The organism is Bradyrhizobium iriomotense (genome assembly GCF_018129405.1).
Lineage (GTDB): Bacteria > Pseudomonadota > Alphaproteobacteria > Rhizobiales > Xanthobacteraceae > Bradyrhizobium > Bradyrhizobium iriomotense_B.
The window spans coordinates 327,958-343,682 of the sequence record NZ_JAFCLP010000006.1 but is presented as its reverse complement, the minus strand read 5'-3'; the positions used below and the strand labels follow the sequence as shown (position 1 = coordinate 343,682).

Here is a 15,725-nt window from a genome sequence, read left to right as displayed (position 1 = left end):
AACGCCATCCGCGTCCACCGCCGCCCGGCCCGCGTTCGTGACGATCGCGATACGCCCCTCTTCCTTGGGCCGGAGTGCGACGATACATACGCCATTTCCAAATTTCGGGAAAGTGGAATATTTTTGATGACAGGCGTTGACCGATGGTTTGGGTGTTTTGCCCGACGGGCAACACAAGGTCTTGTAGCCCGGATGAGCGAAGCGACATCCGGGATTCACGGCACGAGCTGTCCCGGGTGTCGCTTCGCTCACCCGGGCTACGAAGCCGTCATACCAGCTTCTCAATCACCAAATCCAGCAGCGCGCGCAAGCGCGCCAGGCGCTTGAGGTCGCGATGATAGCCGACAAACGTGTCCCGCCCCGGCGGCGACGTGCCGATGTCGAGCGCGACCAGCCTTCGGTCGCGGTCGCCGAGCGGGCGCGGCAGCACAGCCAATCCGCCGCCGCTCGCGCAGAGCTCGGCCTGCGCCTGCCGATTGTTGCTGCGGGATGCGACCTCCGCATTTGGTAACGTGCGCTTCAGCCAGACCGCGTCGGGCATGTCGGCGAATTCGGCATTCATGGTCACGACGCGCATGCCGCGCCCGTCGCCGACGCGCGGCGGCTTGCTGCCCTTCCTGCCGTAGAGCGCGTAGGGAATGTGGAGCAGCTTTCGTGAGATCACCTCGGGCTCACTGAACGACTTGATGCGGAAGACGAGATCGGCCTCGCGGCGCGGCAGGCTGTAGAGGCGCGCATCGGTCAGGAGCTCGACGGTCACCTTGGGGTGGCGCTTGCCGAAGGCGGCGATCACCGGCGACAGCATCACCGTCCCGAACCAATCCGACGACGACAGCCGCAACAGGCCGTCGAGCTGCGTCTCCGCGCCGGAGGCGTGACGTTGAAGCGCGAGCGCTTCCTCCTCGATCCGCTCGGCGTGGCGCAGCACGGCGGTGCCCTCGTCGGTGAGGATAAAGCCGTCGGCCGTGCGCTGGAACAACGTCTGTCCCAATGCTGCTTCGAGCACGCGAAGCCGCCGCCCCATGGTCGGCTGGGTCTGGCCGATTTTTCGCGCGGCCGCGCCGAGCGTGCCTTCGCGCGCGATCGCCAGGAAGATACGCAGATCGCTCCAGTCCATCCGAAGTCCTCATACAAAAACGCACGATGATCGTACATCCTTGTTCCTTCTCATGCAAAATTTCATGCGCATATTGGAGGCCGACAACGGAGCAAGACGATCATGACGAGACAATCGACGATGCGCGCGGCCGTCCTTGAGACCCACAACGCGCCGCTGCGGCTCTCAAGCATCTCCGTGCCGAAGATCGGCCCCCGCGAGGTGCTCGTGAAAGTCCGTGCGAGCGGGGTCAATCCGCTCGACACCAAGATCCATGCAGGCGCCGCGGCGCATGCGCGCCATCCGCTGCCTGCCGTTCTCGGCCTCGATCTCGCCGGCGTGGTCGAACAGACCGGGCGGGAGGTGACGCAGTTCAAGTCGGGCGACGAGGTCTATGGCATGACCGGCGGTGTCGGCGGTGCGCCGGGATCACTGACCGAATTCGCCGCCGTCGATGCCGATTTGCTGGCGCTCAAGCCTGCCAATCTCAGCATGCGCGAGGCGGCCGCGCTGCCCCTGATCTTCATCACCGCCTGGGAAGGCCTGATCGACCGCGCATCGCTGGAGGCCGACCAGAAGGTGTTGATCCATGGCGGCGCTGGCGGCGTCGGCCATGTCGCGATCCAGATTTCGCGAGCGTTCGGAGCAAATGTGTTCGCGACGGGCTCAGCGGCGCAGCGCGCGACGATCGAAGCGCTTGGCGCCGTCTTCATCGACCGCGACACTGCAGTTGAGACTTACGTGGCAGAGCATACAGGTGGCCGCGGCTTCGACATCGTCTACGACACCGTCGGCGGCAAGGTGCTCGATGCATCCTTCGCGGCGGTGCGCAGCTTCGGCCATGTGGTGAGCGCGCTCGGCTGGGGCACGCATGCGCTCGCGCCGCTGTCGTTTCGTGCCGCCAGCTATTCCGGCGTGTTCACGCTGCTGCCGTTGCTGACCGGCGAAGGCCGCGCCCATCACGGAGAGATCATGAACGAGGCGACGCGTCTGGTTGAGGCCGGCAAGCTTGCGCCGATGCTCGATGCAAGGCGCTTCACGCTGGAGAATGTGGACGACGCCTATGCGCTGATCCGCGATCACGCAGCGAAGGGCAAGTTGGTGGTGGATGTCTAGCTTATGACCCGATTGAAGCGAAGCGACATCCGGGGCTCTATCCGTGCAGATACAGCGGTCCCGGGTATCTCTTCCGCCTTCGCTCGTTGAGCTAAGCGGACAAGCCGTTCACCCGGGCTACGAAGCTGCGCGCGCGGCTAGTCCTCGCTCGACGCCGCGGAGCGCTTGCGCAAGTGAGCCTGCGACAGCAGGAAAAATAGCGCGCGCTCGCCATGATATTTGGCGGCCGGCCGGGTGCGCTCGAACCCATCGGCAAAGATCTTGCCGGACTGGTCGCACACCTGCCACCGCCAACCGAACCGTTTGCGCCTGGTAAGAATCACTTCGAACATGCCGACGGGCTTAGTCCCTGCTCCTCCGGTCTCGCAGGCAACAAGCCTGCTCCGGCGTCCCCCATTGGACGGATGCCCGACATATAACGCAGCAGGATGGAAAGAGAATAAAATTGATTGTCGGAATTACGTATCTTCCACCGGCCGTGACGACGTCGCGACATCAGTGGAATAAGCCGACGCTACCGGTGTTAACTGGCTTCCGACGTAGCTTGATAGCGCTCGCACGCGTTATTCAAACCAGAACACAAGACGTGGAGCCCGGTAAGCAAACGCTCACCGGGCCTGCACGCAATATAAGTTAGCGGCCGACCCGAGCCTGGAGGTGGGCGGGATAGCGGTCACCTTGCACGGCCACCCTGGCCAGCACCGCTGCAATCGCAGCGAGATCGGCCTCAGACAACGTTACCACCGCCGCGCCAAGGTTCTCCTCGAGCCGGTGCAGCTTGGTGGTGCCGGGAATCGGTACGATCCACGGCTTCCGCGCCAGCAGCCATGCCAGCGCGATCTGCGCCGGCGTCGCCTGCTTCGCCGCCGCGATCTCGCCGAGCAGCTCGACCAGCGTCTGGTTGGCCTTTCGTGCGCTGGATGAGAAGCGCGGCACGATATTGCGGAAGTCGCTTGCGTCGAACGTCGTACTCTCGGTGATCGCACCGGTCAGAAAGCCTTTACCCAGCGGGCTGAACGGGACGAAGCCGATGCCGAGTTCTTCCAGCGTCGGCAAGATCTCCTGCTCCGGCTCGCGCCACCACAGCGAATATTCGCTTTGCAGTGCGGTCACGGGCTGCACCGCATGGGCGCGGCGGATGGTCTGAGCGCCCGCCTCCGACATGCCGAAGTGCAGGACCTTGCCGGCCTGGATCAACTCCTTCACCGCGCCGGCGGTGTCCTCGACGGGCACGTCGGGATCGACGCGGTGCTGGTAGAACAGATCGATGCGGTCGGTCCTGAGCCGCTTCAAGGCAGCCTCGGCCACCGCCTTGACGTTGGCGGGCCGGCTGTCGAGCCCGGCCTCGACCTTGCCGCCGCTGAAGCCGAACTTCGTCGCGATGACGACCTTGTCGCGGAACGGCGCCAGCGCCTCGCCGAGCAACTCTTCATTCGCGAACGGGCCGTAGGCCTCGGCGGTGTCGAAGAAGGTCACGCCGCGCTCGAAGGCGGTCCTGATCAGTGTGATCGCCTGTGACGTCTCGGTGGCGGGACCATAACCGTAGCTCAACCCCATGCAGCCGAGGCCGAGGGCCGAGACTTCGAGGCCACTCTTGCCCAGTTTGCGCGTCTGCATCTCATGTTCTCCCTTTGAGATCGCGTTCAGCTGCGAATCTAGGTCGCGCGCGAACCTGCGATTAGGTGATAAAAGCGGCATGTACTCATGATCGGGATTCATGAATGGCCCGCCCCAACGTCAACGACCTCCTCGCCTTCCTCGCGGTCGCGCGCGAGCGCAGTTTTACCCGCGCTGCAGCCCAGCTCGGGCTATCGCAATCGGCGCTCAGCCACACCGTGCGCGGCCTCGAGGAGCGGCTGGGCTTGAGGCTGCTCACCCGCACCACCCGCAGCGTCGCGCCGACGGAGGCCGGCGAACGCCTGCTGCGCAATATCGGGCCGCACTTCGCCGAGATCGACGCGGAGCTGTCGGCGCTGACCGCGCTGCGCGAGACGCCGGCCGGTACCGTGCGCATCACCACCGGCGAGCATGCGGCACAGACCATCCTGTGGCCGGCGCTGGCGAAGCTGCTGCCGCGCTATCCCGATATCAAGGTCGAGCTCGTCGTCGACTATGGCCTCACCGACATCGTCGCCGAGCGTTACGATGCCGGCGTGCGACTCGGCGAGCAGGTTGCGAAAGACATGATCGCGGTGCGGATCGGGCCGGAGATGCGCATGGCGGTGGTGGGCTCGCCGGCCTATTTCGCCGCACGGGCGAAGCCGAAGCAGCCGCAGGATCTGACCGAGCACAGTTGCATCAACCTGCGCCTGCCCACCTATGGCGGGATCTATGCCTGGGAATTCGAGAAACGCGGCCGCGCCATGAAGGTGCGCGTCGACGGGCAGCTCGTGTTCAACACGGGCCTGCTCAGGATGAACGCCGTGCTGGCGGGGCTCGGTCTTGCCTATGTTCCGGAGGACATCGTGAAACGCGAGATCGCCGACGGACGATTGATCCGCGTGCTCGCCGACTGGTGCGCGCCGTTCGCGGGCTATCACCTCTATTACCCGAGCCGGCGGCAACCGACGCCGGCCTTCGCGGTGCTGGTGGAGGCGCTGAGGTATCGGAAGTGAGGGGCGAGCGCTCCGCTCTCGTGCCCCGGACGCGGCGCAGCGCTCCTTCAGCGATGCGCTGCAGAGCCGGGGCCCATTGAAGCCGCATACCAGTCTGTGAGATGGGTCCCGGCTCAGCGGCGCTGCGCGACGCGTCCGGGACACGAGACTACCGCGCGACCACTTCCACTTCGCCGTCGACGCCGTTCACGACGTTGAAGCCGCGCTCGTAGACCTTGCCCTCGTTCTTGGCGATGGCGCGGTATTCGCCTTCGGACAGCACGACGCGCGGGAAGGCGCCGATCGATTCCTTGATGACGTCGCCGCCGGGGGTCAGCACCGACCAGGCGGTGTTGGCAAGAGCCTCGCCGCCCCGGTCGCTGACGAGCTTGAGCGTGATCACGGCGGCGCGATGGGTGATGGTGACGTCGGTGAGCTTGCCGGCCTGGACGCGGATGTCCGAGCGCACCACCGAATTGGCATCGCCATAGTTGGAGACGATGTAGTAGGTGCCCTCCGGGATCAGCACGACGTCGCCGGCGGCGACGTTGGGCACCAGCGAGGCGCGCTCGCCGGATTCGAACTGGCTGCCCTTGTAGATCGCGAACGAGATTTGATTCTGCGGAATGCGGCTGGTGCCGACGCGGCCCTCGATGCGCAGGCCGCCGGCCGGCAGCACGAAGGACTCGCGGTCGGTCTCGGCCTTGAGGCTGACGGTGCGCACCGCGCTGACGAGGCCGAAGGCGACGTGGACGACGTAATTGCCGGGCGGCAGCACGATGTTCGGCGTGGCGCTGCGGTCCTCTTTGATCAGCTTGAAGGTGCCGTTCTCGTCGGGACGGTCGGCAAACACCCGCCAGACCAGGCCGCTGGTGATCGGGGCCGAGTCCTTGCCGTATCTCGCCGTCAGCGACAGCACGCCCTGGCCGGGCACGGCCGCATTGAGCGGCGCGGCCGACGGCACGGTCGTGACCGCGGGCGGCGGCATGCTGGGCGTCACCGGCTGGGTCAGGGTCGGCGGCAGGCTCGGAGGACCGGCGCCCGGGCCGGACGGCGGCGCCAGGCTGACGGCTCCGCCGGGATCGGGCACCGAGGCCGGAGGCACCGGCGGGGGGCGATCGGAGAAAAGCTGCGCCTGCGCAGCGTTTTGGCCTGCTATCACCAGGCAGGCGGCAAGGGTCAGCGCCGGCAGCAGCCTGCCGCTGCGCCGCCATCCGATGATGCCGTCACCCCCGCGTGTCATGTTCCTGCTTTTCACCGAAAACGCGGCAAATTCAAGCCTCGGATATCCCAGCAAATACGGCCCGATGCCGATCTTTGGAACCCGGCTGACGTCTGCGTGATTAGACTTAAGGCAACCGCCCCTCGCCATACTCCTGCCCAGCGCCTTTCCCAAAGCGGCATAAACCATGCTTCGCCCCTGATATGGCGGAGCGCAAGTGGGGTGCCTAGTCTGGCGGTAGGTGGCCCCGGCGTAGGAGAGTTTTAGTGCTGGAGATCTTGAAGGGCCGCAGCTCAAACGGCTCCAACGGCGAGAAGGCCGGCGAAAAAGTCGGCGAGAAAGTCGGCTTGGGCAGCATCCGCCGGCCAGTCATTGGCCTCGCACTCGGCGGCGGCGCGGCGCGCGGCTTTGCCCATATCGGGATCCTGAGGACCCTGATTGCCAACGGCATCGTGCCCGACGTCGTGGTCGGCACCTCGATCGGCGCCGTGGTCGGCGGCGTCTATGCGGCCGGCCGGCTCGACACGCTGGAAGACTGGGGACGCAGCCTGCAGGGCATGCGCAATATCCTCGGCTATCTCGACATCCGCCTCAACGGCTCCGGCCTGATCGGCGGCGAGAAGCTCGCAACCCGGCTCGAGAAGGCGATCGGCCAGACCCTGATCGAGGACCTGCCCGTCAAGTTCGCCGCGGTTGCGACCGAGGTCCGCACCGGCCACGAGATCTGGCTGACGCGCGGCCGCATGGTCGACGCGATGCGGGCGTCCTACGCCCTGCCCGGTATCTTCTCACCGGTCCTGATCGGCGACCGCTGGCTGGTCGACGGCACGCTGGTCAACCCGGTGCCGGTCTCGGCCGCCCGCGCGCTCGGCGCCGAAATCGTCATCGCCGCAAATCTTTCCAGCGACATCTTCACCCATTCCACGACGATCCATGCGCATGGCGCCGCCCCCTCCACGGTCGCGCCCGAGGCCGAGGCGACGACGACCAAGCGGCGCTTTCCGCGCCTGTTCTCGCCCGAGAAGACCATGAAGCGCGAGTTCTTCGGCGGTGGCGGACGGCCCGGCATCTCCTCGGTGATGGTCGATGCCTTCAACATCATGCAGGACCGCATCACCCGCGCGCGCCTTGCCGGCGATCCGCCCGACATGTTGATCACGCCGCGGGTCGGCCATTTCGGCTGGTTCGACTTCCACCGCGCCGAGGACCTGATCGCGCACGGCACGCGCGCGGCCGAGCGCGCGCTGGCGTCGATCCAGGAGGCGATCGAGGTGCTCGCGCCGGCGCCCGCGGGCCACGCGCCCAAAGCGGGCGAGTAAGGCGGACGCGTGAAGTTCGTCAGGCCGTCTTGATGTAGTCGCGCAGGGCTTCCTGCTCGGTCTCGTATTCGCGGACACGCCATTTGACGATGTCGCCGATCGAGATCAGGCCGACCACCTTGCCGTTCTCGATGACGGGCAGATGGCGGAACTTGCCTGTCGTCATCGTCTCCATGAGCTCCGCGACCGTGTCCGTCTCCTTGCAGGTGACGACCTTGCGGGTCATGACCTCCGCGACCGGCTCCTCGAGCACGCCGGCGCCGCGCTCGCCGAGCACGCGCACGATGTCGCGCTCGGACAAGATGCCTTCCAGCCGGCTCTGGTTCATCACCAGCACCGCGCCGATCTTCTTCTCGCCGAGCAGCTTGATCGCGGCCGACAGCTTGACGTCGGGCTCGACGCTCATGATCTGGTGGCCCTTGGTGTTGAGAATGGAACGTACCGTCATTGCCGCCTCCCTGAATCGAAGCCGTCCGCCTTTGGCGGCCCGGGCTTGTTCGCGAGTCTTCAACTAACAGTTTTAGCGCGGGTTTCACGCTCGCGCGCTTGTCGAAGCGCTGCCTCTATGGGCTTGTCGCTTCGGAACATTCTTCCAGCGAATGATGGATGAATTCGGGCCGCCCCGCAAGCGCCGCTTCAAACGCGGTCGGAAACGTCCCGTGATGACGCATCCGCAGCATCGCTTCGCACGCGCGGCACGGGATCGAACAACGCGAACAACAAGAGGCCGGCGAAGAAGCCGCCGATATGCGCCTGCCACGCGACGCTGGTGGTCTCGGCGTCGACGCCGATCGCGCCGACGCCGAAGATGATGTTGACGCCGAACCACACTGCGAGGAAGCCGACCACCCGCCCGTCGCGCAGCGCACGCGACAGCGGCAGCGCGGGAACTTTTGCGGCGGTATCGGCGTCCGATCGGCTGAAGGAGAGGAAGCTGCCGCGGGCAAAGGCAAAGCGGATCGCGGCGGCCATCGCGCCCGACACCGAGGCCGAGGCGCCGATCATCGGCGCCACCGCGTGCTCATGGGTGACGAGATGGGCGAGCGCGCCAGCCGCCGCCGTCACCGCCATGAAGACGAAGAACCTGATCGCGCCGAAGCGCCGCGCCAGCGCGCTGCCGAACGGCAGCAGCCAGAGCACGTTGAAGCCGAGATGGGTCAGATTGGCGTGCAGCAGCGAATAGGTGACGAAGCTCCAGACTTTGGCGCCGGCGCCACCGGGGATCTGCAGATTGAGCAGCGAGGAATCGTAGCGTTTCGGGATGAAGCCGAAGACGTCGATGGTCCAGTTCTCCAGCTCCGGCGGCAGCAGCACCCGCAGATGGATCAGCGCCAGCAGGGCGATATAGGCGGTCAGCGCCACCGGCAGCGTCAGGATCGGCTCGCGCGGAGCCTCCTCATGGACGGCCGGCGGGCCCGGCTGAGGTCCTTGCGACGACGAATCTTGCGGCGGGGAATCCAAGGCAGCTTCGCTTTCAGGCGCGATCGGAGCGACAGGCTTGGAGATAGTCGCCTTTGCCGGCCTTGCGCAAGTGCACAAAAGGAAAAGGCAGGGCCCTGGGAAAGCCCCGCCTGTCCGTGTCGGCCTTCCGATGCCCTAGGAATGAAGGTGTATCCCCACCCCTCCCCGGCCCGTGGCCAAACTGTTTGACGCCCTGTGTACAGGCCCCGCCGAGAACCTGGAGAAAAGCGGCGAGGCTTGCGACCGCGGTCACCATAGCAGCCGTGCCGCCGGCGCAAAGCGCATAGTTAATTTAACGTTAATGACGCAAAGACCGCCTTAACAGGCGTGAAAACGCCCCCGCGGCATGGACGCTGCAAATCCCCTCCTGCACAACAACAGAAGGGATCGCGGGTGCACTGAAGCGGGACAGATCTGTCCCGCGAGGTTGCGCCCCGGGATTAGCGTCAGTCATGAAACATCCGTCGAGCCGCGCATTTTTCGCGTATTGGGACAAGAAGCGCGGTACTGCGCGGGCCCCTGACCGGGCCGACATCGATCCGGCCGCGGTTCGCGGCCTGCTCGGCGATATCTTCGTGCTGTCCTGCGAGCCCAGTCTCGGCTTCCCCTTCCGCGTTGCCGGCACCCGCGTCTGCGCGCTGGCCGGGATCGACCTCAAGGACCAGAGCTTTGCGGCGCTGTTCACGGCAGCCAGCCGCAGCGAGATCGAGGAAATCGCGACCATCGTCGCCGACGAGACGCTTGGTGCGATCGCCGGCGTCACCGCCGTGCGCGAGGACGGCAGCAAGGCGCATCTCGAACTCCTGCTGCTGCCCTTCAACGCCCGCCCGCATACGCCGGTGAGCGTCACCGGCGTGCTCGCGCCGTTCGACGACGAATGCGGCGCGCTTTCAGCCTTCACCCTCACCTCCTGGCGCTACCTGCACCAGCCGGAGAAGCTGCTGCCGCGCGCGATCCGCAAATTGCAGATCGCCCGCGGGCTGATGGTGTATGAGGGGCTGCGCTAGGAGCAGCGCTCGCGTCAGACGCGCAAGCCTTGCAAACGGCGAGCGATCTTCGAGGGCCTAGTCGCGATCAGACGCATTCGCGTATCGGCTTGCCAATCGGTCAGAGGAACCTTAACTTTTAAGACGCGTTTATTTCATTCGCCATGGCAAGCGGCAGCGCGGCCCAATTGGTGAAGATGCGTCTGCCGGGCGTCCGTCCAGGGACAAGTCCCGTCATGGAGCGCGCGACCAGAGTTGGCAATCGGTTGTTAGCTGCGTTACCGCCGGCCGATTTCGCGTTGCTTGCACCCCATTTGCGAAAAGTAGAGCTCCAGCACGACGCAGTCCTGGTTCGATCGGGCGACAAGATCGAGCACCTCTCCTTTCCCTGCAGCGGCGCGATCGCCCTCATCATGGAGTTGCCGAACGGACAGACGGCGGCAACTGCCGTGATCGGCAACGACGGCGCCGTCGGACTTATGACGGCGCTCGGCCCGATCCGATCACCCATGACTGCGGTCGTCCGCGTGGCCGGGACGGCGCTGCAGATCTCGCCCGCACGATTTCATATTGCGCTCGAACGCAGTCCCGCCATTGCAACCTCGGTTCAGCTTCTCACCAGGATGCTGCTGACGCAATTCCAGCACGTCGCAGCCTGCAATGCTCTGCATTCGGTCGAGGCGCGCCTCGCCCGCTGGCTGCTGCACATCCACGACCGGACGGATGGTGGCAACATCCTGCCCCTGACCCAGGAGACGCTGTCGGAATTGCTCGGCGTCCGCCGCACCACGGTCACGCACGTGGTGAGCGCACTTCGGTCATCGAGGGCGATCAAATCCAGCCGGCGCGGCCAGCTGGAGATCGACAGGCACCGGCTCGAGATCATCGCCTGTGAGTGCTACAAGGTGATGACCCGCAGGATCGATCGGATCGTTTCGCAGGATGCGCCAAGGGTCCTTCACGCCGCGCCGGCGCGGATTGGCTGCCCACCCCCGGACCCGCCCTTCGCCAAGACCGACTCGTAGACCCACGCCTCTCTGGCGAACCATTCGTGCGTCGCGGCGCACATCCTGCAATAGGTGCGCGAAAAGAACACCGCACTGCACCGAAACCTCTCGCCATCCATCTCGATGCCCGTCGGAATGGCGTTTCCCGTTTCCGGGCACTTGATCATCACCATACCCATCCTGATTTCCTCCAGCTTGGCATCACCTCAACAGTGAGGGAGGCCGCAACCGGCTGGACGGCGCCTCTTCTTGCGAAGACGCTCGTCCAGCCGGTCCGCGCGGCCAACCGCTTCGATTCAAGCAGCGCTACGCAATACCCGGTTGAAGCTCTGCTTGATCGGCTCGGCCGTTTCCGTCGCGACCTTCTGGGCGAGGTCCCAGAGTTCGCGGTTCTGGGCCGAAGTCGCTTCAAAGGTCTTGCGGCTGTGGGCGGTGGAGAGATTGACGAGATCGGCAAACGACCTCGCATCGACAAGCTGGGAAATGAAGTCCAGCGTGGAGGTGGTATTGACGTGGGATATCTCGATGAGCTTGATGCCGTAGTCGGCGGCACGCTTGGCATTGGTCGAATAGGCATCGCAGAGAGCTGTGGTGACTTCCTCCGAAGTCGCCCTCACCTTCGCAAAATTTGCCTGGGCCCGCGTGGCGCCCTGCTCGGCGAAACTGCCGAACACCGTCTGCATGTTGAAGAACGGTACGTCGAACTGGAGCTTTGCGCTTCCATTGGCCCCCACGTCTTGCGGAGCGGCATTCGTCTCGACTTTCACATTGGCATCACTCACGGGCTTTCATCCTTTCAAGCGAAACTAGATAACGGATTGAAGACTCCCCGAGGCGTCGAGGTGCGTGCCGCACCAGGACACCAATACTGCTACTTTCAACGCGGTGGGATTGTTGCTGCGGATAACCGCCCCCGTCCCCCTTGTGGAAGCAACTATGAACGAGGAGAGTCGCCAGTTCGGTTCGCTTTCAGACTCTCGGCGTGAATTAATTCAATTCCTGCGACGAAGCGGCGCAGACCGCGTTCCGCATCTCTAAAGTTGTCGCAATCGCATGCGCCAACTTGAGATCAGTGCAGCAACGCCCCTGCAAGGCAAATGATCGCGCTTGCAACATGACTTTTCTTGCCGGACTTGCGTCATGTCCCGAGCCGTTCCGGCCCGCGTGCGGCCCGGTGCGCCTGCCTCCGTGAGGCGGCGCACCGGGTCCGTGCGCGATCCGTCAGGGCATCGCCAGATGCCAGGCACCGTTCAAGAAGCCGTCGCCGATGATGTCGCCCGGCTTCTGGTCCTTGGCGAAGGTGTAGAGCGGCTTGCCCTTGTAGGCCCATTGCCTGGAGCCGTCGTCGCGCGTGATGATGGTGTAACCGTCGCCGGGGGCGTCGCTCGCCTCGGCCTTCAGCACCGGCCAGTTCGTCGCACACGGCCCGTTGCAGGCCGACTTGCCGTCGGCATCCTTATCGAAGGTGTAGAGCGTCATGCCCTTGACGTCGGTGAGCACGTTGCCCTTGTCGGTCTTGCCGGTCTTGGTCGGCGGCGCGGCGAACGCGGCGGGAACGATCGCGAGCGAGACGGCGAGCGTGAGTGCGAGGCGGATCGAGGACGTCATGGTGTCTCCTGTCATGCAATTGGCTTGCATGGGTAGGACGCCGCGCGAGGCGTCGTATTCCTACGCGCGCGGCGAAGATATTTTTCGCTGCGCGCACCGGCGCGGCGGAATAAACTGGAATGAGTGAGACGGAACGACAGCCCGACATGAGCAAGCCGCATTGGCGTCCCGCGCGCGCCTCCGACCTGCCCGCGATCAGCGCGATTGCAGTACGCATCCATCCCGATCTTCCGGAACGCCCCGAGGTGTTCGCGGAAAAGATGCGGCTCTATCCCGATGGCTGCCGCGCGCTCATTGCGGACGACGAAATCGTTGGTTACGGCCTCGCGCATCCCTGGAAGCAGCACCGGATTCCGCTGCTTGATGTCTTCCTCGAACTGATCCCCGACGATGCGGATTGCATCTATGTGCACGACGTCGCCGTGCTGCCCGATTTCCGCGGCGGCGCGTCGCGCGCTTATGTTGCCGATATCGAGAAGTTGGCTCGTGCGTCAGGCATCGCGGCGCTCGCGCTGGTCTCGGTCTATGCCACGCGGCCGCTATGGGAGCGGTCCGGCTTTCGCCCCGTACCGCCGGATACGCAATTGCGCGCAAAGCTCGCATCCTACGGCGACGGCGCAACCTACATGCTCCGCGACCTCGCTGCGACGTAACGCCCCGGCCGGCCAATCCCGCCTCACGCGGGCGTGAAGCCGCGCCTTCGAACCGCTTTCGGCCAGCTCCCGTCGAAGAACCGTGCGGGCCGTTCCGGTCTCGCCGAACCGAGACTGGAGAATGTCCATGAAACTCACATTGTCGAAACTTGCCTTGATTGCATTCGCTGCGACGGCTGCGTTCAGCGCGACCAGCGCCAACGCCACGCAGTATCGCACCTATGGCTGCGAGTTCGCCTTCTTCGAGGGCTGTTCCGGCCTGGTCGAGCTGCCGAACCAGGGCGGCGCGCGTCGCATCGTTCGCCCCACCCACGATATCTCGCCCGTTTACATGAAGCAGACCGACCCGCGCTACAATTCGGCGCTGCGTGATGCCGGCGGTGGCGGCGGCGGCGGAGGTGGTGGTGGCGGTGGCGGCGGCCGCTGAGCTCACACCTGATTTCCAACGCGATGCCGCCGGAGCGATCCGGCGGCATTGCTCGATTCAGACTGAAGATCAGCCGCGACGCTTCTTTTTCGGCTTCTTTCCCGGCGCGCCCTTCACCGGCCACGGCGTGACCGAAGGCTCTGCGTGGCCTGGCTTGTTCTTGTGCTTCTTTTTCTTTCCGAACGAAGAACCATCGTTGAATTTCGGCCTGCGCTCGCCGTCAGCTTTGTCGCGGGACTTGAATCCACCTGCGTCGCGCGGGCGATCGTCGCGACGCTCACGATGATCGTGCTCGCCGCGCTCACGCCGCGGCGCGTGTGATCGCTCCTCCGAAGGCTCGTGCCGCTGCGGAGCATCCGTCATCGGCTCGATGCGGATGCTGTCCTCCTTGTCCGGACGCTTGACCTTGGCGGCGAAGGACTCCGCGACCCGCTCGGAAATCTCGAACTCGGTGGTGGTGTCCATGATCTTGATGGCACCGATGTCGCGCTTGTCGATACCGCCTCTGCGGCAGATCATCGGCAGCAGCCAGCGCGCCTCCGCATTCTTGCGCCGTCCGATCGCGGCGCGGAACCAGACGCTGCCCTCCGCCATGGCGTGTTTCGACGACGCTTTTCCGGACTTTGATCGCGGCTTGGCGGGACGATCGTCGCCGCCTTCAAACCTGTCACGACCACGCTCGTCGCGCGGCCGGGCGGTCCGCTCGCCAGGATCGATGATGTCTTCGGGCGCCGGCAGCCGCGCGCGATACAGCCGCGCGAGCGCCGCGGCGATGTCCTCGGCCGACCGCTCGGCCAATAGCGCCTGCGCCAAGGCCAGGTCGTCGGGAGTCGTCTCCTCGGTGAACAGCACGTCCTTCATGCGCTCGTGATCGAGCTTGCGGATCTCGTCCGCCTGCGGCGCCGTGCCCCAGACCGCGTCGGTCCCGGAGAGATTGAGCAGCAGCTCTGCGCGCCGCCGCCGTGCGGGCGGCACCAGCAGGACGCTCGTCCCCTTCCGGCCCGCGCGCCCGGTGCGGCCCGAGCGATGCTGCATCACTTCGGCGTCGTTGGGCAAATCGGCATGAATGACGAGGTCGAGGCTCGGCAGATCGATGCCGCGGGCGGCAACGTCGGTCGCGACACAGACGCGGGCGCGCCCATCGCGCAGCGACTGCAGCGCCAGCGTCCGCTCGTTCTGCGTCAGTTCGCCCGACAGGGCCACCACGGCAAAGCCGCGCTCCAAGAGCGCTGCCTGCAAATGCCTGACGGCGTCGCGCGTGCTGCAGAACACCAGCGCGCTCGGCGCCTCGTAGAAGCGCAAGACGTTGACGACGGCATGCTCGACGTCGGCGGGCGCGATGCGGATCGCGCGATACTCGATATCGGCATGACCCCCCTCGTCGCCGGCGACCTCGATCCGGAAGGCGTCGCGCTGATATTGCTTCGCCAGCGCGACGATGCCGCGCGGAAACGTCGCCGAGAACAGCAGGGTGCGGCGCGTCTCCGGCGTGGTCTCGAGGATGAATTCCATGTCCTCGCGAAAGCCGAGATTGAGCATCTCGTCGGCCTCGTCGAGCACAACGGCGGCAAGTTCGGAGATATCGAGACGACCGCGCCGCAAATGATCGCACAGCCGCCCGGGCGTGCCGACGACGATGTGCGCACCGGCGGCCAGCTCGCGCTGCTCGCGCCGCGGATCCATGCCGCCGACGCAGGAGACGACGCGCCCGCCTGCATGCCCATACAACCAGGCCAGTTCGCGCTGAACCTGCAGTGCGAGCTCGCGGGTCGGCGCCACGATCAAGGCGAGCGGCGCGGCCGCGGGTCCGAACTGCTCGGCGTCATCAAGCAGATTCTTCGCGATGGCCAATCCATAAGCGACCGTCTTGCCGGAGCCGGTCTGGGCCGACACCAGCAGGTCGCGGCTGGTGGCTTCGTGGGCGAGCACCGCGAGCTGGACGGGTGTCAGTGATTCATAGTTCCGCTCGGCCAAAGCTCGGGCGAGCGGCGGGGTCAGGGCCGGAAGAGACACGAGATGGGAAACCTTGGTTGATTCAGGCGCGGAACGATGAACCCGGCGGGCCTGAGCTGGCGTGCGCGGCAAAGGGCCTGGCCGCACGCTGGCGATTTGATTGGGGGCTCTTTACGCCAAGTGCTGCCAAATCACCATGCCTTTGATGCATGGCTTTCCGGAGAGAGCCCCGCGCCTGAAGGTTGCAGCGGATTTTTGTGGCTACCTTTATTAACCTGAGACC

The 15,725-nt window shown here is 65.3% G+C and carries 16 protein-coding genes and 1 pseudogene; 7 read left to right on the top strand and 10 right to left on the bottom strand.

Going from position 1 to position 15,725, the window contains the following annotated elements:
• Positions 1-285 (bottom strand): annotated as a pseudogene (locus JQ592_RS16820) (hypothetical protein); the annotation flags it as partial.
• Complete coding sequence (locus JQ592_RS16815; RefSeq protein ID WP_211403921.1) at positions 269-1,117, bottom strand: LysR family transcriptional regulator; 849 nt, start codon at positions 1,115-1,117, stop codon at positions 269-271. The pseudogene JQ592_RS16820 and the gene JQ592_RS16815, both read right to left, overlap by 17 nt.
• Before the next feature lie 102 nt (positions 1,118-1,219).
• On the opposite strand from JQ592_RS16815, the gene JQ592_RS16810 reads away from it, so the two are divergent.
• Positions 1,220-2,212, top strand: a complete 993-nt coding sequence (locus JQ592_RS16810) for a zinc-dependent alcohol dehydrogenase family protein (protein ID WP_246820442.1) — start codon at positions 1,220-1,222, stop codon at positions 2,210-2,212.
• 137 nt (positions 2,213-2,349) lie between these two features.
• Here JQ592_RS16810 and JQ592_RS16805 read toward each other — a convergent pair whose 3' ends face one another.
• Entirely contained in the window at positions 2,350-2,493 is a 144-nt protein-coding gene (locus JQ592_RS16805) for a hypothetical protein (RefSeq protein ID WP_246785385.1), read from the bottom strand.
• Positions 2,494-2,845: 352 nt separating this feature from the next.
• On the bottom strand, positions 2,846-3,829 hold the full coding sequence (locus tag JQ592_RS16800; RefSeq protein WP_211403920.1) for an aldo/keto reductase: 984 nt from the start codon (positions 3,827-3,829) through the stop codon (positions 2,846-2,848).
• A 104-nt stretch (positions 3,830-3,933) separates the two neighbouring features.
• Here JQ592_RS16800 and JQ592_RS16795 point away from each other — a divergent pair, with 104 nt between their 5' ends.
• Positions 3,934-4,827, top strand: coding sequence for a LysR family transcriptional regulator (locus tag JQ592_RS16795; protein ID WP_211403919.1), 894 nt, complete (start codon positions 3,934-3,936; stop codon positions 4,825-4,827).
• Positions 4,828-4,975: 148 nt separating this feature from the next.
• On the opposite strand, the gene JQ592_RS16790 is transcribed toward JQ592_RS16795, so the two are convergent.
• On the bottom strand, positions 4,976-6,049 hold the full coding sequence (locus JQ592_RS16790) for a hypothetical protein (protein ID WP_211403918.1): 1,074 nt from the start codon (positions 6,047-6,049) through the stop codon (positions 4,976-4,978).
• A 245-nt stretch (positions 6,050-6,294) separates the two neighbouring features.
• Here JQ592_RS16790 and JQ592_RS16785 point away from each other — a divergent pair, with 245 nt between their 5' ends.
• Positions 6,295-7,347, top strand: a complete 1,053-nt coding sequence (locus JQ592_RS16785; RefSeq protein WP_211403917.1) for a patatin-like phospholipase family protein — start codon at positions 6,295-6,297, stop codon at positions 7,345-7,347.
• Between the two features lie 19 nt (positions 7,348-7,366).
• Here the strand turns inward: JQ592_RS16785 and JQ592_RS16780 are convergent, their stop codons facing one another.
• Both JQ592_RS16780 and JQ592_RS16775 read right to left on the bottom strand, forming a co-directional pair.
• Positions 7,367-7,795 (bottom strand): CBS domain-containing protein, encoded by a 429-nt coding sequence (locus JQ592_RS16780; RefSeq protein WP_211403916.1) that lies wholly within the window; start codon positions 7,793-7,795, stop codon positions 7,367-7,369.
• A 188-nt stretch (positions 7,796-7,983) separates the two neighbouring features.
• Entirely contained in the window at positions 7,984-8,808 is an 825-nt protein-coding gene (locus tag JQ592_RS16775; RefSeq protein ID WP_211403915.1) for a rhomboid family intramembrane serine protease, read from the bottom strand.
• 452 nt (positions 8,809-9,260) lie between these two features.
• Between JQ592_RS16775 and JQ592_RS16770 the strand changes: the two genes are divergently transcribed.
• Both JQ592_RS16770 and JQ592_RS16765 read left to right on the top strand, forming a co-directional pair.
• Positions 9,261-9,815, top strand: a complete 555-nt coding sequence (locus JQ592_RS16770; RefSeq protein WP_211403914.1) for a PAS domain-containing protein — start codon at positions 9,261-9,263, stop codon at positions 9,813-9,815.
• Positions 9,816-10,030: 215 nt separating this feature from the next.
• Positions 10,031-10,819 carry a Crp/Fnr family transcriptional regulator gene (locus tag JQ592_RS16765; protein WP_246820441.1) on the top strand — a complete coding sequence of 263 codons (789 nt, stop codon included), beginning with the start codon at positions 10,031-10,033 and terminating at the stop codon, positions 10,817-10,819.
• A 278-nt stretch (positions 10,820-11,097) separates the two neighbouring features.
• Here the strand turns inward: JQ592_RS16765 and JQ592_RS16760 are convergent, their stop codons facing one another.
• Both JQ592_RS16760 and JQ592_RS16755 read right to left on the bottom strand, forming a co-directional pair.
• A complete protein-coding gene (locus JQ592_RS16760; protein ID WP_211403913.1) occupies positions 11,098-11,583 on the bottom strand; it encodes a phasin in 486 nt (161 codons plus the stop codon).
• 439 nt (positions 11,584-12,022) lie between these two features.
• Entirely contained in the window at positions 12,023-12,409 is a 387-nt protein-coding gene (locus JQ592_RS16755) for a COG4315 family predicted lipoprotein (protein WP_211403912.1), read from the bottom strand.
• Between the two features lie 146 nt (positions 12,410-12,555).
• Between JQ592_RS16755 and JQ592_RS16750 the strand changes: the two genes are divergently transcribed.
• Both JQ592_RS16750 and JQ592_RS16745 read left to right on the top strand, forming a co-directional pair.
• Positions 12,556-13,062, top strand: a complete 507-nt coding sequence (locus JQ592_RS16750) for a GNAT family N-acetyltransferase (protein WP_211403911.1) — start codon at positions 12,556-12,558, stop codon at positions 13,060-13,062.
• A gap of 127 nt (positions 13,063-13,189) precedes the next feature.
• The gene (locus tag JQ592_RS16745) at positions 13,190-13,489 is read left to right on the top strand and encodes a hypothetical protein (protein ID WP_211403910.1); all 300 of its coding nucleotides are present in this window, start codon (positions 13,190-13,192) and stop codon (positions 13,487-13,489) included.
• Between the two features lie 69 nt (positions 13,490-13,558).
• On the opposite strand, the gene JQ592_RS16740 is transcribed toward JQ592_RS16745, so the two are convergent.
• Positions 13,559-15,502 carry a DEAD/DEAH box helicase gene (locus JQ592_RS16740; protein WP_211403909.1) on the bottom strand — a complete coding sequence of 648 codons (1,944 nt, stop codon included), beginning with the start codon at positions 15,500-15,502 and terminating at the stop codon, positions 13,559-13,561.
• Positions 15,503-15,725: the final 223 nt, after the last annotated feature.

What these genes read in the sequence shown, in the direction of transcription:
- JQ592_RS16815 (WP_211403921.1), bottom strand. Translation starts at nt 1,117, where the DNA reads ATGGACTGGAGCGATCTGCGTATCTTCCTGGCGATCGCGCGCGAAGGC.
- JQ592_RS16810 (WP_246820442.1), top strand. Translation starts at nt 1,220, where the DNA reads ATGACGAGACAATCGACGATGCGCGCGGCCGTCCTTGAGACCCACAAC.
- JQ592_RS16800 (WP_211403920.1), bottom strand. Translation starts at nt 3,829, where the DNA reads ATGCAGACGCGCAAACTGGGCAAGAGTGGCCTCGAAGTCTCGGCCCTC.
- JQ592_RS16795 (WP_211403919.1), top strand. Translation starts at nt 3,934, where the DNA reads ATGGCCCGCCCCAACGTCAACGACCTCCTCGCCTTCCTCGCGGTCGCG.
- JQ592_RS16790 (WP_211403918.1), bottom strand. Translation starts at nt 6,049, where the DNA reads ATGACACGCGGGGGTGACGGCATCATCGGATGGCGGCGCAGCGGCAGG.
- JQ592_RS16780 (WP_211403916.1), bottom strand. Translation starts at nt 7,795, where the DNA reads ATGACGGTACGTTCCATTCTCAACACCAAGGGCCACCAGATCATGAGC.
- JQ592_RS16770 (WP_211403914.1), top strand. Translation starts at nt 9,261, where the DNA reads ATGAAACATCCGTCGAGCCGCGCATTTTTCGCGTATTGGGACAAGAAG.
- JQ592_RS16765 (WP_246820441.1), top strand. Translation starts at nt 10,031, where the DNA reads ATGGAGCGCGCGACCAGAGTTGGCAATCGGTTGTTAGCTGCGTTACCG.
- JQ592_RS16755 (WP_211403912.1), bottom strand. Translation starts at nt 12,409, where the DNA reads ATGACGTCCTCGATCCGCCTCGCACTCACGCTCGCCGTCTCGCTCGCG.
- JQ592_RS16750 (WP_211403911.1), top strand. Translation starts at nt 12,556, where the DNA reads ATGAGCAAGCCGCATTGGCGTCCCGCGCGCGCCTCCGACCTGCCCGCG.
- JQ592_RS16745 (WP_211403910.1), top strand. Translation starts at nt 13,190, where the DNA reads ATGAAACTCACATTGTCGAAACTTGCCTTGATTGCATTCGCTGCGACG.